Below are 18,823 nucleotides of genomic sequence, written 5' to 3'. Positions count from 1 at the left end.
ACTAAGAATTTTCTATTACAAAAAGAACCGTTGGATATCGTTCCATGTGACAACGAGCATTAGAAGCATCAGCAAGGCAAAACCTAGAAAATGAATCATTCCCTCTTTCTGGCGGTCGATTGGCTTGCCTCGAACAGCCTCAACAGCAAAGAACAGCAGTCTGCCTCCATCCAACGCAGGGATTGGAAGAAGATTCATGATTCCAAGGTTAATACTTAACATTCCAGCCCATCTCATTAAATAATAGATTCCTGATTGGGCCACCATATCTGTTGATTGATATATCCCAACTGGACCTGATAAAGCGTCGATTGAAAATTGACCTGTTATCAATTTGCCTAGTGCTGAGAATATTTCTGTCGTCCAGAAATAGGTTTCGGTGGCCCCATACGTAATGGCTTTAAGCGGTGATTTTTCAACCGGGCTATATACCCCTATGATACCTATGGTTGTACCATCTTCTAATTTTTGCGTATTAGGTGTTACCGGAATTTCTATCTCATTACCTTTCCGTTCGATTAAAAAAGTTAATTCTTTTTCAGGACTTTTTCGAATAACCTCTACGACATCCGACCAGTTCGAGATTTCAACATCATCAATTGATTGGACGACATCTCCTTCTTTCATCCCTGCAGAAAGGGCAGCACCATCCTCTGTCAACTTTCCAAGCATTGGTTCGTTTGAAGGAATTCCTTGTAATAAGGCAATCAGTACGAAGATAAAAAAGGCTAAAACAAAATTCATCATCGGACCGGCAAAGATAGCCATTGTTCTTTGTCCTAGTGTTTTAGATGCAAACTGACGATTGTAAGGAGCAATTTGTGACTCGACACCATCTTCGACGATAACCGCATTAGCAAGGATGCTGTACTGTTTCATCACTTCATCATCATCGCCTTCAAGAAAGCCCTTCACAAAAAGCTCATGTTCAATATCTGCATATTCTACTTCCATAATGATTGCATTTGGAAATTTATCCTTATTATTTAAGACAATTTTTTGTACTTTTTCTTCATCATTTAAGACTAATCCTACTCGATAACCTGGCTTTATTTCAATTACTTCCGGATCTTCACCAGCCATTCTGACAAAGCCGCCAATTGGCAGCAATCGAATGGTATAGATTGTTTCATTCTTCTTAAAAGAAAAAACCTTTGGTCCAAAACCAATCGCAAATTCACGACATAGGATACCTGCTCTTTTGGCAAAAACTAAATGTCCTAATTCATGGAAAAATACTAGTGCCCCAAAAATAACGATGAAGGCTATTACTGTAGTCAATTTATAACCACCTTTATTTAAAGATAGAGTGTAAGAAATGAACGGTCAAAATATTATGTTTCTTTCCTATTTATTTTAAATGAGTGAAAGAACAAAATTCCTTGTTTCACGATCAATTTCCTCTATTTCTGACAAACTTGGATTCATAATCATGCTGTGGCGATCCAGGGCTTGCTCAACAAAATCCTCGATTTGTAAAAAAGTGATCCTTCCCTTTAAAAATGCAGCAACAGCCGCCTCATTGGCAGCATTTAGGACTGTCGGAAATGAACCCCCAGCCTTTCCTGCCTCAAAAGCATATTTCAGGCAGCGGAAACGATCCATGTCCATTTCTTGAAAATGCAGCTTTCCGATTTCAGCCAGGTTCAACCTTTGGCGAGCAGAAAGAGGAATGCGATCAGGATATGTCAGTGCGTATTGAATAGGTACTCTCATATCCGGACTGCCCAACTGGGCAATGATACTGCTGTCATGAAACTCGACCATGGAATGAATGACACTTTCCTTATGCAAGAGTACATCTATTTTTTCATAAGGAAGATCGAAAAGCCAGTGAGCCTCAATCACTTCTAACCCTTTATTCATCATCGAGGCAGAGTCAATCGTTATTTTCGCGCCCATTGACCAATTGGGGTGATTAAGTGCTTCTTCAACTGTTACATGTTGGAGTTCTTCTCTCGTTCGGTCTCTGAAGCTGCCGCCAGAGGCTGTTAGAATGATTCTTTCAATATTCTTTCGATTTTCTCCCTGCAACGCTTGAAAAATAGCTGAATGTTCACTATCTACTGGCAGGATATCCACACCATGTTTTTTTGCTGCGCTCATAACAAGATGTCCGGCAGTTACAAGCGTTTCTTTATTTGCAAGAGCAATTGATTTTTTGGCTTCAATTGCATGTAAGGTTGGCTGCAGACCAACACTGCCCATTACCCCATTAACCAAAATATCAGATTTCTCATAAACAGCCACTTCTGTTATCCCATTATCACCATATGTAAAGGATGTATGAGGGAACTCCGATTGAAGTAGTTCTGCGTCCTCCTTTTTCATCGTTGAAACAAGCTCAGGTGACAAATCAGCGATAATCTTTCGCGCTAACGGGATATTTTTCCCTACCGACATAGCTGCTAATGAAAATTGTTCCCTATGGTTCAAAAGAATATCTACTGTTTGTGTACCAATTGAACCAGTTGCCCCTAATAAACTGATCTTTTTCATGCTAGTACACTCCTACTCCTTAGGCAAAACCCTACTATTTTTTAAGATATTACCGTAATTGAATATACATTCCAAAGTATCGATAATTAATCTTTATAATAACTGCAAAAAGTGAATCAAAGGCCAAACAAACAGAAGACTGTCAAATCTATCTAAAATTCCGCCATGTCCTGGCAGGATTGATCCTGAATCTTTTACATGGTAATGGCGCTTTAATGCTGATTCAACTAAATCACCAATTTGTCCAAATACAGAAAGAAAAATAGTAATGATGGCAAGCATCACAATGGAAGTGTCCATATCTGCAAACAGACCAAAGGGAATACTGACGATCACCGCACTAACGATTCCCCCGATCGAACCTTCAACTGTTTTATTTGGACTAATCTCAGGCCATAATTTCCTTTTACCCATTGAACGTCCAGTAAAATAGGCACCAGAATCAGTAGCCCAAATAATAAATAACGAATAAAAGATAAAAACAAGACCTGCTTCACGAGTTTCAATGAAATAATAAAATCCCATGCCGATATATAATAAAGACATAATGGAGAACGCCGCATCATCATAAGTAAAACGATTTTTTGTTACAACCGTATAGGCAAATAAGAGTAAGACAGCGATCAATATTACTTCCATTTTCGTTACCTGGATACGCTCCAACAAATGTTGATATTTTGCTGGAAGCATAAAGAACCACAAAGCAAATAATGTTAAGATACCTGAAAAAGATAATAATTTCAGTTTTCTCATCTTTAATAATTCAAAGAGAGCAATCGATGCGAACAAATACGCAAGGATGATAAAAGGGATCCCCCCTACTAACGTCAGGGAAATGAGTATTGCCCCGAAAATGACGGCTGTGATTATTCTTTGCTTCATCTAAATGTCAACACCTTTATTATACTCCACCAAAACGACGTTGGCGCCTCTGAAATGTTTCAATTGCTTCGATCAAGTGAACTTCTGCAAAATCGGGCCATAATACATCTGTAAACCAGAACTCTGTATAGGCGAGCTGCCATAACATAAAGTTGCTAAGCCTAATTTCGCCGCTTGTGCGAATCAATAAATCCGGATCAGGTAAACCGCTCGTCATCAAATACTTCGAAAAAACTTCCTCATTGATGTCATGCTCACTCAGTTCACCTTTTTTGTAATCGTTAATAATACTTTTAACTCCTGCGATAATTTCTGATCTGCTTCCATAGTTTAAAGCAAAATTCAAAATTAAACCTGTATTATTCTTTGTTTTCTCAATTGCCTTTTCTACAGCATTAAACGTATGGGATGGAAGCTCTTCTTTATATCCGATCACTTTCACCTTTACGTTTTCTTCAATCAGTTCAGGGAGAAATGTACCGAGAAATTCCTCAGGAAGCTTCATTAAGTACTCAACCTCTGTTTTTGGCCGTTTCCAATTCTCCGTTGAAAAAGCATACAATGTAAGTGTTTTTACCCCTAATTGATTAGCCATTTTCGTTACTTTTCGCACTACTTTCATACCTTCATGATGGCCGGCCATTCTTGGTAAGGCCCGTTTTTTCGCCCAGCGGCCGTTCCCGTCCATAATGATTGCAATATGCCCAGGAATAGGCTGTAATTGCACTTTTTGTATTCGTTCTCGGAGATCGGAAGAGTTTTTTGTCTTCTTCCATATTTTAAATTTACTAAACATATGTAGCTCCTCCAAAAGGTTAATCTCACCCTCCGACAAAAGATGAATCCCCAATTAGTTCATCGGCATACGAATATACCTTGTTATATCATACCAAAAAAATTCTCTGATATCTCTAAAATCGGGAAAACGTACGAACAAAAAATTTATATTTTGTATTCTTACTGTAACCTTTTCATGAGTAAAAAAACCCCCTAAACGATAGAGGGTCCTTTCATTTTCAATTTAATTTATCCTAATAAGACGTTTATACTTCTAAAATTTCTTTTTCTTTTTCTTTTGTCATTGAATCGATTTTACTAATATTCTCATCTGTTACCTTTTGAATATCATCTGAATAGCCTCGAAGATCATCCTCAGTAATCTCCCCAGCCTTTTCACGTTTTTTCAAATCATCATTCGCATCACGGCGAATATTACGAATCGCAACTTTTGCTTCTTCCGCTTCTTTTTTCACTACTTTTACAAGCTCTTTACGGCGTTCTTCTGTTAAAGCCGGGATGGCAATCCGAATAATATTCCCATCACTAGTAGGGTTCAAACCTAAATCAGACTTTAAAATCGCTCTTTCAATTTCACCTAGAATCGTTTTATCGTATGGCTGAATAACCAACAGACGTGCTTCAGGAACAGATATACCAGCTAATTGATTAACAGGTGTCGGAGCACCATAGTAATCAACCATAATACGGTCTAATAGCGATGCATTTGCCCTGCCTGCACGAATACTGGCTAGCTCACGAGAATATGCCTGAATCGCTTTTGTCATTTTTTCTTTCGCATTAACAATAATCTGTTTTGGCATAATTATTTCCCCCTAACAATTGTTCCAATTTTTTCACCCATTACAGCACGCTTAATGTTTCCATTTTCCATAATTGAGAAAACAATTAACGGAATGTCATTGTCCATACATAAGGAAGAAGCTGTAGAATCCATAACCGCCAATCCTTCTTTAATAACATCTAAATAGGATAATTCATCATACTTTTTGGCATTTTTATCTACGCGCGGATCAGCTGAATAAACACCATCTACGTTATTTTTAGCCATTAGAATCACTTCTGCTTCAATCTCTGCAGCTCTTAATGCAGCAGTTGTATCCGTTGAGAAATATGGATTTCCTGTTCCTGCAGCAAAGATAACCACCCGTTTTTTCTCTAAATGACGTATGGCTCTTCTGCGGATATACGGTTCAGCAACCTGACGCATCTCAATGGATGTTTGAACACGAGTTTCACAGCCAGCCTGTTCTAGACTGTCTTGAAGCGCTAAAGAGTTCATGACAGTAGCTAACATTCCCATATAGTCAGCAGTTGCTCTGTCCATTCCCATCTCTTCACCAATTTTTCCACGCCAAATATTTCCACCGCCAACCACCACGGCAACTTCAACACCAAGATCAGCAAGTTCTTTCACTTGCGCAGCAACCGATTTGATTACAGCTGGATAAATCCCAAATCCTTTTTCTCCAGCCAAGGCTTCTCCACTTAATTTTAAGACAACGCGTTTATACTTTGGTTTGGTCATAAAAACCTCCATATGTATTATACTATTAATTTACCTGCTTTAAAAACAGGGAACACACTGTGTTCCCTGAAAAAAGTTCGTATATTATTATGCACCGAAATTATTTTTTCATTTGGTTCATTACTTCTTCTGCGAAGTTTTCTGCACGTTTTTCAAGACCTTCTCCTACTTCGTAACGAACAAATTCGCGAACCTTTCCACCTTTTGATTCAACAAATTGACGTACTTTTTGGTCTGGATTTTTTACAAATGCTTGATCAAGCAAGCAAACATCTTCAAAGTATTTACCTAAACGGCCTTCAACCATTTTAACAACAATATTTTCAGGTTTTCCTTCGTTCAATGCTTGTTGAGTTAATACTTGACGCTCATGTTCAACTTCTTCTGGAGATACTTCGTCACGTGATACAAATTTAGGATTTAGTGCAGCAATGTGCATAGATACGTCTTTAGCAGCCTCTGCATCAGTTGTTCCTTCTAATACAGTTAAAACGCCAATGCGTCCACCCATATGCAGGTAAGCACCAAATGCATCAGTATCTGTTTTAGTTTTTACTGCAAAACGACGAAGGTTCATGTTTTCACCAATTTTAGAAATTGCAGCATTGATGTGAGCTTCTACAGTTGCACCGTTAGCCATTGTTGAAGCAAGAGCTTCTTCTAAAGTAGCAGGCTTTGTTTTAAGTAATTGCTCCCCTAATTCCTTAACAAGAGTTTGGAATGCTTCGTTTTTAGCAACGAAATCTGTTTCTGCATTTACTTCTAAAATGACTGCATCATTTCCTTCAACTACAACAGAAGTGATACCTTCAGCAGCAACACGGTCCGCTTTTTTCGCAGCAGATGCAATGCCTTTTTCACGTAGGAAATCAATTGCTTTTTCCATATCTCCATCTGTCTGTTGCAGTGCTTTTTTACAATCCATCATTCCTGCACCAGTTTTTTCACGTAGTTCTTTAACCATTTGTGCTGTAATAGCCATTAAGTATTTCCTCCTTAAATTTTATGTATTGTGTTCAATTTATCACTTTTTTGAAAAAAAGGTGATAAAGGGAGATTCCCTCTTATCACCTTTCCCTGTACGGTCTAGCCTATTCTTTACATTTAGAGAATAACTTAAACGCACTTAAAGCAAATTACAATTAAGCGTTTTGTTCAACGACTTCTGTTTCTTCCCCTTGCTTCGCTTCTAAAATAGCGTCAGCCATTTTAGCTGTTAATAATTTAACTGCACGAATTGCATCGTCGTTAGCTGGGATTACAACATCGATTTCATCAGGATCACAGTTTGTATCAACCATTCCAACGATAGGAATATTTAATTTATGTGCTTCTGCAACAGCGATACGCTCTTTACGAGGATCGATAATAAATAGAGCATCAGGAAGTTGTTTCATATCTTTAATTCCGCCTAAGAATTTCTCTAGACGCTCTTGTTGTTTTTTCAATTGAACGACTTCTTTTTTAGGAAGTACATCAAATGTTCCATCTTCAGCCATTCTCTCGATTTCTTTTAAACGAGCAATACGCTTTTGAATGGTTTCAAAGTTAGTTAATGTTCCACCTAACCAACGTTGATTTACATAGTACATACCAGAACGAATAGCTTCTTCTTTAACAGAATCTTGAGCTTGTTTTTTTGTACCAACGAATAGAACAGTTCCTCCGTTAGCAGCTAATTCTTTTACCCATTTGTAAGCTTCTTCAACCTTTTTAACTGTTTTTTGAAGGTCGATGATATAAATGCCGTTACGCTCTGTGAAAATATATTTTTTCATTTTAGGGTTCCAACGGCGTGTTTGGTGTCCGAAATGTACACCAGCTTCAAGTAATTGCTTCATTGAAATAACTGACATGATAATTCCTCCTAATGGTTTTGATTTCCTCCGCCCATTTCATCTCTATATGAAAACTGTCGAAACAGCACCATTCATGCAGATCCGTGAGCGTGTGTATTAACACCGTTTTATAATATAACATATGTATAAAAGAGATTCAAGTTATTCTTGATGTTTTTCATGAAATTTAAGTAGTAAAGCAATTTCTGTTTTTCCTTTATTTAGGCGCTTGGCCATTTCTTCAACCGTAAATCCTTGTTGCTTCATGATTAAGATTTGAAACAGTAATGATTCTTTCAAGAGTTCGTTATGAGTGCTTTCCGGTGTGTTTTCTTTCGTTTGCAGGACCTTCCGATCATCAAGCTCAACTGCCTCGCCTTGATGACGGTCTGTTTCCAGTACAACCTCCTTTTCAGATAGATTTAGCTTTTGTTTTTGATACGCTCTGGCAGCCTGAAGGCTGACGGTATTTTCTAATCTTGATGAAAGATCAGGTTGATCATCATTCTTCGGCACGAGATGTGCGGGCTTTTTTTGTGGTAAGGATTCCTTTTCTTTTTGCTTAAAAGTTGCAAGCTGTTCTTCATTCATTTCTTTTACTCGTTTGATAAAGCGCTCATTTTCATCTTTCATTTCAAATAGGTAAGAGGACATTAATTCTTCCATTTCTTTTGTTGTTTTTTTTTGATTTTCTTCAATCTTTACCAATTTATTTTGTCTTAAAAATAAGATAACAATCCCCATGAGCGCAATAATATTTAATACAATACTAATAATGATAAAAAAAACGGTCATATGATCCCTCTATCCATCATATTAACTTTCCTAATGATTGCCTTAGTTTATAAATACATTTAGAATGAATTTGCGAGATTCTTGATGTTGATAAACCCATGATTTCTCCAATTTCAGTTAAAGATAATTCTTCTTGGTAAAATAAGCTGATGACAAGCTGTTCTTTTTCATTAAATGTAGAAATAATCGCTGCCATTTCCTCAATTGCTTCATTTTTTAACAACGATTCCTCCGGATCCTCTCCACTTTCATCTTTAATTATAAACGATCCGTTGCTTTTATCTTCATTCTCATCTAGTTGTTCATCAATTGATAACACATTGGCTAAAAACTGTTCATTTGTGATCGTATAAACTTCTTCAACAGAAATATTTAATTCCCTGGCTATTTCTTCTTCTGTTACATGACGTAAATACTTTTGCTCCAGTCTTTCGATCGCAGCATCCATTTTCTTTGCTTTTTCCCTTGAGGTTCTCGATAACCAATCTTCCTTTCTTAATCCGTCCAAGATGGCACCGCGAACACGAAAGGAAGCATAGGTATCGAACTTTAAATCCCTATTTGGATCGAATTTCTCCAGCGCATCATATAAGCCTATCATTCCTAAACTAGTAAGATCATCTCTTGAAACGGTTTTTGGGAGAGAAACAGAAATTCGCTGTACATGATAACTAACGAGTGACAAATACTTCTTGATTAAAACATTTCCAGCATCTTTATCACGTGAGGTTACCCATTTATCCCAGTATCGCTGTTCATCCGGTGAAGTTACATGTACCATCTAATTCCTCCTTAAATACGCGGCTTCCGTCTTATATTTTCTAAAAAAACCTCTCTCATTCGTTGAGAGAGGAAGGTTGAAAAGAATCTGATCCAAAATAGCAAAATGCTTCAAAAATTATAAATATGTAATGCCTTTATTAACCGTTTTAATCTGTAAGATACAAGTTTTGGGGTCAAACGCAATAGTACGCCCGTTATTTCCGCCAACATCTGCTCCGACGATTTCTATCTGAAAAGAATCTAATTGTTTTTTTACTGCTTCGACATTTCTTGGCCCAATTCTCATCAATTCGTTCCCAGAGGTAAACTGAAACATTTGTGCCCCTCCAGCAAACTTAGATTTTAAGGCGTTTTTCCTCGCACCGTGTTTAACAAGACATGTGACAAGGTCATGTACAGCTGTATCTGCATATTTAGCTGAAGTCAAGGACCCATTCTTGGCCAGTGCCGAATCAGGCAGCATGATATGAGCTAACCCGGCAATTTGTTGTAAAGGATCGTACACCACTATACCTACACAAGAACCAAGTCCTGATGTTCGAATCAAATTTGGAGATTTCACAATCTTCATATCTGCGATACCCACTCTTACAATTTGTTGATCTTCATTCATCTAAGGCTACCCCAAGTGATTGAAAAATAATCTCAAATGAATTTGGGTCCGGTAAAAGAAAAAAGTGACCATCAACAAGAGCTACATTTTCAACATTTGTTTCAATTAATGCAGTATCAATCATAATGACATAATCACAAGACTGGGACAGTTCGATAAAGCCGCAGCTAATAATCGCACCAAGCATATCGATACTTGTCTCTGGAACGGACGGAAATAAATGTAATCCAGTAAAATCAGATAATGAAGTTAAATAAGAACCTGCCAGGATATTCCCTAATTCCTGCAGTGCTGATAAAGCCATTTCATCATATGGCAGTGTTTCAAAAGAAACACTGCCTCCTATCATTTGTTGAATATACATATTCGTTTGTTCTAAAGGAAGGACAAAAAACATATGACAAGGAGCGTCCCCTTCAATACGTAAATAAACACTTGCTACTACATTTTCCGCTCCGCCGGCCATTTCAATCATTTCATCAAAAGTGACAATTCTAACATTTGGAACCCGCATTTCAATCTTTTTATTTAAAATCATAGAAAGTGCAGTTGCCGCATTACCTGCACCAATATTTCCAATCTCTTTTAAAATATCAAGATGGGTTAATGAAATTCTATCAATAAAATTCATATGATTAACCTTCTATTTTTAATTTTTCACGATCAAGAATTTTATACAAATCGATAATAATCAATAGACGATTGGCCACTTTGACAACACCCGTTACATACTCATCCTCCTCAACCCCAACTAAATCTGGTGATGGCTCAATTGAATCTTCCTTTATATCAATGACGTCATTTGCAGCATCCACAACCAGACCTACTTCAATATCATCAAGTGCTACAATGATAATACGTGTCAAATCAGAATATTTGCATTCCTCAATACCAAATCTTCTTCTTAAGTCAATAATTGGAGTGACAACACCGCGCAAATTAATAACACCTTTAACAAATGGTGCTGTCCCTGGAATTCTCGTAATATGGTGAACTTTTTCAATCCCATGTACATAATGGACAGAGATTCCATACTCTTTTCCATTTAATTGAAAAACAATTAACTTTATATCTTTAGGGACTGTTTCGGACATTCGACACACCTCTTTTTTTGCCGCCTTCGTTTCTCTTTTTGACAGCTGTTTATTTAAGCAAGGCATTGCAATCAACAATTAACGCAACCTGACCGTCGCCTAAAATCGTTGCACCTGGAATCGCAAACACATTTGTTAAGTAATTACCAAACGACTTTAACACCACTTCCTGTTGACCAATAAATGAATCAACAACAAGGCCGGCCATTTTATCCCCTTTACGAATGATGACAATGGAGACAAAATCACTTTCTTCTTTCACAACAGGTACTTCAAATAAGTCCTTTAAATATAATAAAGGCACAATTTTCCCGCGGAAATCGATTACCTTTTGATTATGCGCGTGCAGGATTTCATCCTTTTTAATAATGGCTGTTTCAATGATTGATGAAAGTGGGATGGCGTACTTTTCCATTTGGATTTCAACCAGCATGACAGAAATAATGGATAAGGTCAGCGGTAATTGAATCAAAAAAATAGAGCCTTTTCCTGCAGTTGAATCTACTGAAACGTTCCCGCCGAGATTTTCAATCGTATTTTTCACCACATCTAATCCGACACCGCGTCCAGATATATCAGAAATTGTATCCGCCGTTGAAAACCCTGAAGCAAAGATTAGTTCGTAGACCTGCTTGTCCGTTAACGTAGCGGCTGCTTGTTCTGTCACAATGCCGTTTTTCAAGGCAATCTGTAAAACTTTATCACGATTAATCCCCGCACCATCATCTTCTATTTCAATAAACACATGATTACCACTGTGATATGCCTTTAAAATAACCGTACCTTCTTCACTTTTCCTGTTTGCCTTCCTTATGGAAGGTGTTTCAATCCCATGATCTAATGAATTGCGGATTAAATGGACAAGCGGATCGCCTATTTCATCGATAACCGTTCGGTCAAGCTCTGTTTCAGCACCAATTATTTCAAGCTTTACCTTCTTTTCCAAATCCCGGGCAAGCTGACGAACCATTCGGGGAAAACGATTAAATACTGTTTCTATCGGAACCATACGCATATTTAAAATAATATTTTGTAAATCAGCTGTATTTCTGGAGATTCGGTCAACCGTTTCCTGCAATGCTTGATTCCTTAGCTCGGATGAAATTTGTTCAAGTCTTCCTCTATCAATCACTAACTCTTCAAATAAATTTAATAGAATATCAAGCCGTTCAATATTGACTCTGATCGTTTTACTCGCAGATTTTCCTACCGACCCGGTTTTATTTTGTTCAGAACCGTTTTGTTTTAGCTTCCCTTCAATGATGACGGTATCTTCCTGCGCAACTGTATTTTCTTTTACTTCTTGTTTGCTTGGCTCATGCTCTTGGACATGCGGTTTTGCAGCAATTTTTGAAGGGGAAACAACTGTCACTTTAACAGATTCCACTTCAGATACATTCATCACTTTCTGTTCAATCTCAAGAGGATTTTCTTTCGAAACCAATGTAACGGTAAATGCATGATCAAATTGTTCTTCTTCAAGCTGCTCAACAGGAGGTGTTGATTTAATCATTTCCCCCAGCTTCTCCAAAACGCCAAAAATCATATATACTCTTGCTGCTTTCAATAAACAATCAGCCCGGAGAATAACAACTATTTCAAAGGTTGTAAATCCCTGCTCATGGGATTCTTCAATGAGCGTCCGTTCAAAATCATCATAAATGATCGGAACTGTTGCAACCGGTTCAACAGCAGCTGCAGCAGCAACCTCTTTTTGTGCATCTAAAAAGTTCGTATTACCAGTTTCAATCATTTTGAGTTTGCCAACGACATTTGAAACATCTCTTTTTCCATCTCCGCCTTCAGAAATTGAATTCACCATTGCCTCTAAATCGTCAACGGCTGAAAACACAACATCTAAAAGTTCCGGAGTAACCGGAAGCGTTTGATGTCTAATCGCGTCCAAAACATTCTCCATTTGATGGGTTAGTTTGGCTAAATCAGCATACCCCATTGTTGCCGACATCCCTTTTAAGGTATGTGCAGAACGGAATATTTCATTTATAATGTTCATATCATTTGGGTTTTTCTCTAATGCAAGTAAATGATCATTACAGGCTTGTAAATGTTCTTTACTTTCTTCAATAAAAACCTCCAAGTATTGATTCATTTCCAATTGGCTCACACCCCTCGAATCAAAGATATTTCAAAATTGTCTTCGCTATATGTTCGACATTCACTATGTCATCGATGAGTTCTGTTGCAATCGCAGCCTTTGGCATTCCATAAACGATGCACGATTCTTTTGACTCAGCTATCGCTTTCACATGACCTGTTTTCTTTAATGTAATAAGACCTTTCGAACCATCCGAACCCATGCCTGTCATCACGACAGCAATCTTCCCGTATTCCAAAAGATTTGAAGCAGATGCAAACATTAAATCAACGGAAGGACAGTGTGTAAAGCTTTTCGTTATATGGTCAAGCTCCACGAGAATTTTTCTACCAGATTGTTTTATTCGGAGATGGCAGCCGCCTGGAGTAATATAAGCAGTACCATTTTGTAAAACCTCCCCATTCTCTGCTTCCTTCACCGTAATATTCGTTAGCGAATTTAGGCGGTTTGCTAAAGACTTTGTAAACCCTGATGGCATGTGCTGAACAATGACAATTGACGCAGCAATTTTTTCAGGAAGCCCTGAGAGCACAGTTTGAAGCGCGCTCGGACCACCAGTTGAAGTTCCAATTAACACTATTTTATTTTTACTAAGATTCCAATTACTATCGATATTCGAACCTTTTAGTTCTATTTTACTATATCTTTTATCCTTGTTAGTAGTCTTTTTTCCTTCTAAAGGCTTGATTATCTTTTGTTTCACATCCATCCACTACCTTTCAAAAAGGAATCGCTTTAACCTAGTAATAAAATGCGGCTTTTTGAAATTTGTTGGAAGCTCAAAATTCTGCAGACAATACTTTTCTACCATACTAAATAAAGCCTTTGATGCGGGTGCGTTTTCATTTAGCTTTATAAAAGGTATTTGTCTATTTACTGCCTGGGGAATAATCGGGTCCTCGGGCAGTATGCCCAAAAGAACAGCGTTTTTTTCCAAAAAGTGATTCAGTACCTTTGAAATCCGGGTATATGTATCCATTCCTTCTTTTTCTGTCTGGACCCGATTCACAATGATGAAAAATGGAATCATCTTATTTGCAAGCGTGATATATTTCATCGCTGCATAGGCATCTGTTATCGACGTCGGCTCACACGTTGTTATAACAATCACCTCATCAACCGCTAAAATAAAGCGTAAAGAGCTTTCATTCATACCGGCATCCATATCAAAAATAACATATTCATAATCACCCAATAAATTAAAAAATTGTGCAAAAAAGGCTTGAATGGATTCTTCTGTTATTTTTGTCAGCCGGGATAATCCAGTTCCTCCTGAAATATAGTGAATACCACCAGGTATCTCAGTAATCATATTTTTCAAAGGAACATCATTTATAAAAAAATCTGCAATGGAATAGATAGAGGAAGCCCCCATTAAAATGTCAATATTCCCCATACCGATGTCCATATCAAACAAGAGGACTTTATGCCCTTTTTTATGTAATGTGATCGCAAAATTCAAAGAAACATTTGATTTCCCGACCCCGCCTTTACCACTAATGACAGCAATGGTTTTAGTCTGGATATTGGAATGATGTTGTAGTAATTTTTCTCGTAATTTTTCTGCTTGATCTTCCATATTAATCGACTCCCATTATGCGATTTACTACATTGTCAGGAGTAGCTGTAATAAAATCATCGGGTACATCTTGGCCATTTGTTATGTATGCTGCCGCCTTTTGTTTTTTATAGATCATATTATAAAGTGAACCGAATGTTGCAGTCTCATCTGCTTTTGAAAAAATCATTTTATTAATCGTAATAAGTGAAAATTGCTGATAAATTTCCTCCATATCGATTTGCTTTGAAGTTAATGAAAGAACAAGGTACGCTTCAATATCTTTTTGAAAATCGATGATATTTTTCAAGTCTTCCACATACTTAGGATTTCGAAAGTTTCGTCCCGCTGTATCAATAAATACTAAATCAAAGTCGGAAAAGCTTTGAGCTGCCTGTTGAAAATCCTCCAAATTATAACAAATTTCAATCGGCACATTTAAAATATTTGCATACGTTTTTAACTGGTCAATAGCCGCAATTCGATACGTGTCAGTGGTAATAAAGGCAACCTTTTTATTATCATTTAAGATACAGGATGCAGCAATTTTCGCTAGTGTTGTTGTTTTTCCAACCCCTGTTGGTCCGACAAAAAGAATATATTTTTTTGCAAATGAAATGCCGCCAAAAGGCAAATGATTGATTTGTTTGATTAAATAATATTTTGCCCATTTCCGTACGTCAGTAAAAGACATTTTTCCCCCATTCCCATACCACTCTTCGATGGCTGCTTTAATCAGGGTATCGGTCAGCTCGTGATCGATTTCCTGATTTGTTAAGCACTGTTTTAAATCTTGAATAGGTACTGGTAAAGGAATGCTTCCGCTGCTTTCAACCTTTACATTTTTAAGAAGCGACTTTAATTCTATCAGTTCTTTTTCCAAGTCATCTGAGATCATGACATGATGATGCCGGGCACCGTTACTAATTTGTGAATCCTTTTGCGGGAGTTTTGTTTCAACAGGCTTTTGTTTTTCTTTCAAAACAGGCTTAAGCCCCTCCGTAGGTTTGGCATCAAGAGCAGCAATAACCTCGATACTCTTTTTTTTAAAAAGACCAAGAAAGCCACCTGTTTGGATCACTCTTGAATTAAGAATAATGGCGTCATTACCAAGTTCGTTGCGTATAAGCTTCATGGCTTCCGGCATTGAAGCAGCCCGATATTTTTTTACCTTCAATCTATACTCACCACCCCAACACTTTGAACTTCAACATTTGCTTCTAACTCATTGTAGGACAGGATTGGAATTTGTGGAAAATAACGCTCCGTTAATTGACGTACATACATACGGACAGCAGGAGAACAGAGAACAATTGGTGTTTGTTCCATTAACGAAAGATGTTCAACCTGTGCTGCAATCGACTCTAAAATAAGTTGTGACAAAGACGGATCGATTGCTAAATAATTTCCATGTTCTGTTTGCTGAATTCCATCGGCAATAACTTTTTCAACTCTACCTGATAATGTTACAACCTTCAATGAATCATTCCCTTGTAAAAACTGATTGGTGATTTGCCGTGCAAGCGATTGTCTGACATACTCTGTTAATAAATCCGTATCGGAAGTCACCTTCCCAAAATCAGCCAGCGTCTCAAAGATAATCGGTAAATTGCGAATGGATATATTTTCTTTAAGTAGTTTAGCCAAAACCTTTTGAACTTCTCCAATCGAAAGTGGATTTGGAGTCACTTCTTCTACAAGTATTGGATAATTCTCTTTTAGATGATCGATCAATTGTTTTGTTTCCTGTCTTCCTAATAAATCATAACCATTTGTCTTTATAACCTCTGTGATATGTGTCGATACAACTGACGGTGGATCGACTACCGTATAACCCAAGATTTCCGCTTCTTCTTTCATATCTTCTGTTATCCACTTTGCAGGAAGTCCAAAAGAAGGCTCAATCGTATCGATTCCGATAATTGCATCATCGTCCGTTCCAGGACTCATCGCTAAATAATGATCGAGTAAAAGCTCACCATGCGCCATCTCAATACCTTTTATTTTTAAGCGATATTCATTTGGCTGCAGTTGAATGTTATCTCTAATTCGTACGACAGGAATGACTAAACCAAGTTCAATCGCAAGCTGTCTTCGAATCATGACAATCCGATCAAGCAGATCTCCTCCCTGATTTGTATCAACAAGCGGAATTAAACCATAGCCAAATTCAAATTCAATCGGATCCATATTTAACAGACTCACGACACTTTCAGGGCTTTTTATTTCATCAGTCTCCATGTCTTCCTCTACTTCAGGAACACCATCCTTCTCTAGATCAGGACTATTGGTAAACCTGTAGCCGGCAAAAATCAGGAGCCCGGCAATGGGAATGGTCAAAACATCATTAATAGGCGTAAATAATCCTAAACAAAGGATGGTCCCGCCTGTCACATACAGCATCTTAGGAAAATGAAGCAATTGAGAAGCAATATCCGCTCCTAAATTACCATCAGATGTTGCTCTTGTTACAACGATACCAGTGGCTGTAGAGATTAATAATGCAGGTACTTGACTAACAATTCCATCGCCTACCGTTAATAATGAAAAATGACTCGCTGCATCCTGAATGTTCATCCCCTGCTGCAAAACACCAATAACAATGCCAAAAATCAAGTTAATTAAAACGATAATAATTCCAGCAACGGCATCCCCTTTGACAAATTTACTCGCACCATCCATCGAACCGTAAAAGTCAGCTTCCCGGCTGACTTTTTCACGTCTTTCCCTTGCCTGAGTCTCAGATATCATTCCTGCATTTAAATCAGCATCAATACTCATTTGCTTTCCTGGCATCGCATCAAGTGTAAACCTTGCTGCTACTTCTGACACCCGTTCAGAACCTTTTGTAATGACAATGAAATTAATGATGACCAATATAAGGAACACAACCATACCAACGATTAAATTCCCACCGACAACAAAGGATCCAAATGTTTCAACTACTCCACCTGCATCACCGTGGGTAAGAATCGCCCGTGTTGTCGAGATATTCAGCCCTAAGCGAAACAATGTTAAGAGTAGCAGTAGAGAGGGGAAAACGGAAAACTGGAGCGGTTCTGTCATATTCATAGATGTTAACAAAACTAATAACGCTAACGAGATATTTAATATTAGTAAAATACTTAATAACCATGTCGGAAGAGGAATAATAAGCATCGCAACAATCATGATAACACTTATGATGACAATTAAATCTCTTGCTTTCATGTTATTCCCTCCCTTTTAAGCTACTTGACCATATTTTTTGTTCGGTAAACATAAGCTAATATCTCAGCAACCGCTTTAAAGAATTCTTCGGGAATGACATCCCCAATCTCGGTTTGACTATATAGAGCCCTTGCCAACGGTCGATTTTCAATCATGATGACCTCATTTTCTTTAGCGATTAATTTGATTTTCTGAGCCATGAAGTCAACTCCCTTTGCCACCACATACGGAGCATCAAACTTTGTTTCATCGTATCTTAAGGCAATGGCAAAATGTGTTGGATTGGTGATAATTACATCGGCATTCGGCACTTCCTGCATCATCCGGCTCATCGCCATTTCCCGTTGCTTTTGCTTAATTTTTGATTTAATCAGCGGGTCCCCTTCTGAATTTTTATATTCATCTTTAATATCCTGTTTTGACATTCTGATATTTTTTTCAAAATCATATTTTTGATAAAGATAATCCAGTAAAGCTAAAAATAATAAAGCACCACCAGCATACAAGCCCATTTTCACGGTTAAATCAGCTAAAAATTGAAATGCAGACCCTAATGGTAGTTGCGATAATGTCAATATTTTATTCATGCTGTTCCAAATTACTAGAAACGTAATCAAACCGACAATACAAATCTTCAAAATTGATTTTAAAAATTCAACGACCGAGCGAAGGGAAAAAATCCGCTTAAAACCTTTAATCGGATCTATTTTTTCTAGTTTCATCTGGATTGCTTCAGTTGAAAAAATGAACCCGACCTGTAAATAATTTGCCGCCACTCCTGCCACCAAGGCTACCAGCATGAGAGGGCCGACTAAGAGAGCCAGCTCTTTTAACAGCTCCATAAAGATCAAGTAAATACTTTCTTCTGTTAAGTCCATCAGCATATAATCTTGGAATGAATGCCGAAGAATAGAGACGATTTTGTTAAATAAATAGGAGCCGGCAATGAACAAGAACATAAATACAGCAAGTAATCCAATCGCCGTATTTACATCCTGGCTTTTAGCAACCTGACCCTTTTTTCGTGCATCACTTCTCTTTTTGGGAGTTGCTTTTTCCGTTTTTTCACCGGCAAAAAATTGCAAATCTAATGTGACTAGTTTCAATGT

General features: G+C 37.6%; 19 protein-coding genes. All 19 read right to left on the bottom strand.

Translation table 11 applies throughout. The annotated features are described in order from the left end of the window. Positions 1–15 precede the first annotated feature (15 nt). Positions 16–1,281, bottom strand: coding sequence for an RIP metalloprotease RseP (gene rseP / locus R4Z09_RS09500; RefSeq protein ID WP_338452081.1), 1,266 nt, complete (start codon positions 1,279–1,281; stop codon positions 16–18). Between the two features lie 75 nt (positions 1,282–1,356). After that, positions 1,357–2,499, bottom strand: a complete 1,143-nt coding sequence (dxr, locus tag R4Z09_RS09495) for a 1-deoxy-D-xylulose-5-phosphate reductoisomerase (protein WP_338452080.1) — start codon at positions 2,497–2,499, stop codon at positions 1,357–1,359. Between the two features lie 93 nt (positions 2,500–2,592). Further along, the gene (locus R4Z09_RS09490; protein ID WP_338452079.1) at positions 2,593–3,381 is read right to left on the bottom strand and encodes a phosphatidate cytidylyltransferase; all 789 of its coding nucleotides are present in this window, start codon (positions 3,379–3,381) and stop codon (positions 2,593–2,595) included. A gap of 19 nt (positions 3,382–3,400) precedes the next feature. Next, positions 3,401–4,177, bottom strand: a complete 777-nt coding sequence (locus tag R4Z09_RS09485) for an isoprenyl transferase (protein ID WP_338452078.1) — start codon at positions 4,175–4,177, stop codon at positions 3,401–3,403. 247 nt (positions 4,178–4,424) lie between these two features. Then, a complete protein-coding gene (frr, locus tag R4Z09_RS09480) occupies positions 4,425–4,982 on the bottom strand; it encodes a ribosome recycling factor (RefSeq protein WP_338452077.1) in 558 nt (185 codons plus the stop codon). Between the two features lie 2 nt (positions 4,983–4,984). After that, positions 4,985–5,707, bottom strand: a complete 723-nt coding sequence (gene pyrH / locus R4Z09_RS09475; RefSeq protein WP_338452076.1) for a UMP kinase — start codon at positions 5,705–5,707, stop codon at positions 4,985–4,987. A 100-nt stretch (positions 5,708–5,807) separates the two neighbouring features. Beyond that, the gene (gene tsf, locus R4Z09_RS09470) at positions 5,808–6,689 is read right to left on the bottom strand and encodes a translation elongation factor Ts (RefSeq protein ID WP_338452075.1); all 882 of its coding nucleotides are present in this window, start codon (positions 6,687–6,689) and stop codon (positions 5,808–5,810) included. 160 nt (positions 6,690–6,849) lie between these two features. After that, on the bottom strand, positions 6,850–7,563 hold the full coding sequence (gene rpsB / locus R4Z09_RS09465; protein ID WP_338452074.1) for a 30S ribosomal protein S2: 714 nt from the start codon (positions 7,561–7,563) through the stop codon (positions 6,850–6,852). A 144-nt stretch (positions 7,564–7,707) separates the two neighbouring features. Beyond that, positions 7,708–8,340, bottom strand: coding sequence for a hypothetical protein (locus R4Z09_RS09460; RefSeq protein ID WP_338452073.1), 633 nt, complete (start codon positions 8,338–8,340; stop codon positions 7,708–7,710). Positions 8,341–8,356: 16 nt separating this feature from the next. Further along, positions 8,357–9,121, bottom strand: a complete 765-nt coding sequence (locus R4Z09_RS09455; RefSeq protein WP_338452072.1) for a FliA/WhiG family RNA polymerase sigma factor — start codon at positions 9,119–9,121, stop codon at positions 8,357–8,359. Between the two features lie 117 nt (positions 9,122–9,238). Next, the gene (locus R4Z09_RS09450; protein ID WP_338452071.1) at positions 9,239–9,736 is read right to left on the bottom strand and encodes a chemotaxis protein CheD; all 498 of its coding nucleotides are present in this window, start codon (positions 9,734–9,736) and stop codon (positions 9,239–9,241) included. Beyond that, the gene (locus R4Z09_RS09445) at positions 9,729–10,367 is read right to left on the bottom strand and encodes a chemotaxis protein CheC (RefSeq protein ID WP_338452070.1); all 639 of its coding nucleotides are present in this window, start codon (positions 10,365–10,367) and stop codon (positions 9,729–9,731) included. Before R4Z09_RS09445 ends, R4Z09_RS09450 begins: the two co-directional genes overlap by 8 nt. 4 nt (positions 10,368–10,371) lie before the next feature. Next, a complete protein-coding gene (locus tag R4Z09_RS09440; protein ID WP_338452069.1) occupies positions 10,372–10,830 on the bottom strand; it encodes a chemotaxis protein CheW in 459 nt (152 codons plus the stop codon). A gap of 49 nt (positions 10,831–10,879) precedes the next feature. Beyond that, complete coding sequence (locus R4Z09_RS09435) at positions 10,880–12,946, bottom strand: chemotaxis protein CheA (protein ID WP_338452068.1); 2,067 nt, start codon at positions 12,944–12,946, stop codon at positions 10,880–10,882. A 19-nt stretch (positions 12,947–12,965) separates the two neighbouring features. Continuing rightward, on the bottom strand, positions 12,966–13,649 hold the full coding sequence (locus tag R4Z09_RS09430) for a CheB methylesterase domain-containing protein (RefSeq protein WP_338452067.1): 684 nt from the start codon (positions 13,647–13,649) through the stop codon (positions 12,966–12,968). Between the two features lie 9 nt (positions 13,650–13,658). Then, positions 13,659–14,525 carry a MinD/ParA family protein gene (locus R4Z09_RS09425; protein WP_338452066.1) on the bottom strand — a complete coding sequence of 289 codons (867 nt, stop codon included), beginning with the start codon at positions 14,523–14,525 and terminating at the stop codon, positions 13,659–13,661. A 1-nt stretch (position 14,526) separates the two neighbouring features. Then, a complete protein-coding gene (gene flhF / locus R4Z09_RS09420) occupies positions 14,527–15,681 on the bottom strand; it encodes a flagellar biosynthesis protein FlhF (RefSeq protein WP_338452065.1) in 1,155 nt (384 codons plus the stop codon). Beyond that, positions 15,678–17,714 (bottom strand): flagellar biosynthesis protein FlhA, encoded by a 2,037-nt coding sequence (gene flhA / locus R4Z09_RS09415; protein ID WP_338452064.1) that lies wholly within the window; start codon positions 17,712–17,714, stop codon positions 15,678–15,680. The genes flhF and flhA overlap by 4 nt, the downstream gene beginning before the upstream one ends. Positions 17,715–17,734: 20 nt before the next feature. Continuing rightward, complete coding sequence (gene flhB / locus R4Z09_RS09410; protein WP_338452063.1) at positions 17,735–18,820, bottom strand: flagellar biosynthesis protein FlhB; 1,086 nt, start codon at positions 18,818–18,820, stop codon at positions 17,735–17,737. Positions 18,821–18,823 lie beyond the last annotated feature (3 nt).

The sequence above is a fragment of the Niallia oryzisoli genome, from assembly GCF_036670025.1.
Taxonomy (GTDB): Bacteria; Bacillota; Bacilli; order Bacillales; family Cytobacillaceae; genus Bacillus_BD; species Bacillus_BD oryzisoli.
This window is presented reverse-complemented; position numbering and strand designations above follow the sequence as displayed.

What these genes read in the sequence shown, in the direction of transcription:
- dxr (WP_338452080.1), bottom strand. Translation starts at nt 2,499, where the DNA reads ATGAAAAAGATCAGTTTATTAGGGGCAACTGGTTCAATTGGTACACAA.
- R4Z09_RS09490 (WP_338452079.1), bottom strand. Translation starts at nt 3,381, where the DNA reads ATGAAGCAAAGAATAATCACAGCCGTCATTTTCGGGGCAATACTCATT.
- R4Z09_RS09485 (WP_338452078.1), bottom strand. Translation starts at nt 4,177, where the DNA reads ATGTTTAGTAAATTTAAAATATGGAAGAAGACAAAAAACTCTTCCGAT.
- frr (WP_338452077.1), bottom strand. Translation starts at nt 4,982, where the DNA reads ATGCCAAAACAGATTATTGTTAATGCGAAAGAAAAAATGACAAAAGCG.
- pyrH (WP_338452076.1), bottom strand. Translation starts at nt 5,707, where the DNA reads ATGACCAAACCAAAGTATAAACGCGTTGTCTTAAAATTAAGTGGAGAA.
- tsf (WP_338452075.1), bottom strand. Translation starts at nt 6,689, where the DNA reads ATGGCTATTACAGCACAAATGGTTAAAGAACTACGTGAAAAAACTGGT.
- rpsB (WP_338452074.1), bottom strand. Translation starts at nt 7,563, where the DNA reads ATGTCAGTTATTTCAATGAAGCAATTACTTGAAGCTGGTGTACATTTC.
- R4Z09_RS09460 (WP_338452073.1), bottom strand. Translation starts at nt 8,340, where the DNA reads ATGACCGTTTTTTTTATCATTATTAGTATTGTATTAAATATTATTGCG.
- R4Z09_RS09455 (WP_338452072.1), bottom strand. Translation starts at nt 9,121, where the DNA reads ATGGTACATGTAACTTCACCGGATGAACAGCGATACTGGGATAAATGG.
- R4Z09_RS09450 (WP_338452071.1), bottom strand. Translation starts at nt 9,736, where the DNA reads ATGAATGAAGATCAACAAATTGTAAGAGTGGGTATCGCAGATATGAAG.
- R4Z09_RS09445 (WP_338452070.1), bottom strand. Translation starts at nt 10,367, where the DNA reads ATGAATTTTATTGATAGAATTTCATTAACCCATCTTGATATTTTAAAA.
- R4Z09_RS09440 (WP_338452069.1), bottom strand. Translation starts at nt 10,830, where the DNA reads ATGTCCGAAACAGTCCCTAAAGATATAAAGTTAATTGTTTTTCAATTA.
- R4Z09_RS09425 (WP_338452066.1), bottom strand. Translation starts at nt 14,525, where the DNA reads ATGGAAGATCAAGCAGAAAAATTACGAGAAAAATTACTACAACATCAT.
- flhA (WP_338452064.1), bottom strand. Translation starts at nt 17,714, where the DNA reads ATGAAAGCAAGAGATTTAATTGTCATCATAAGTGTTATCATGATTGTT.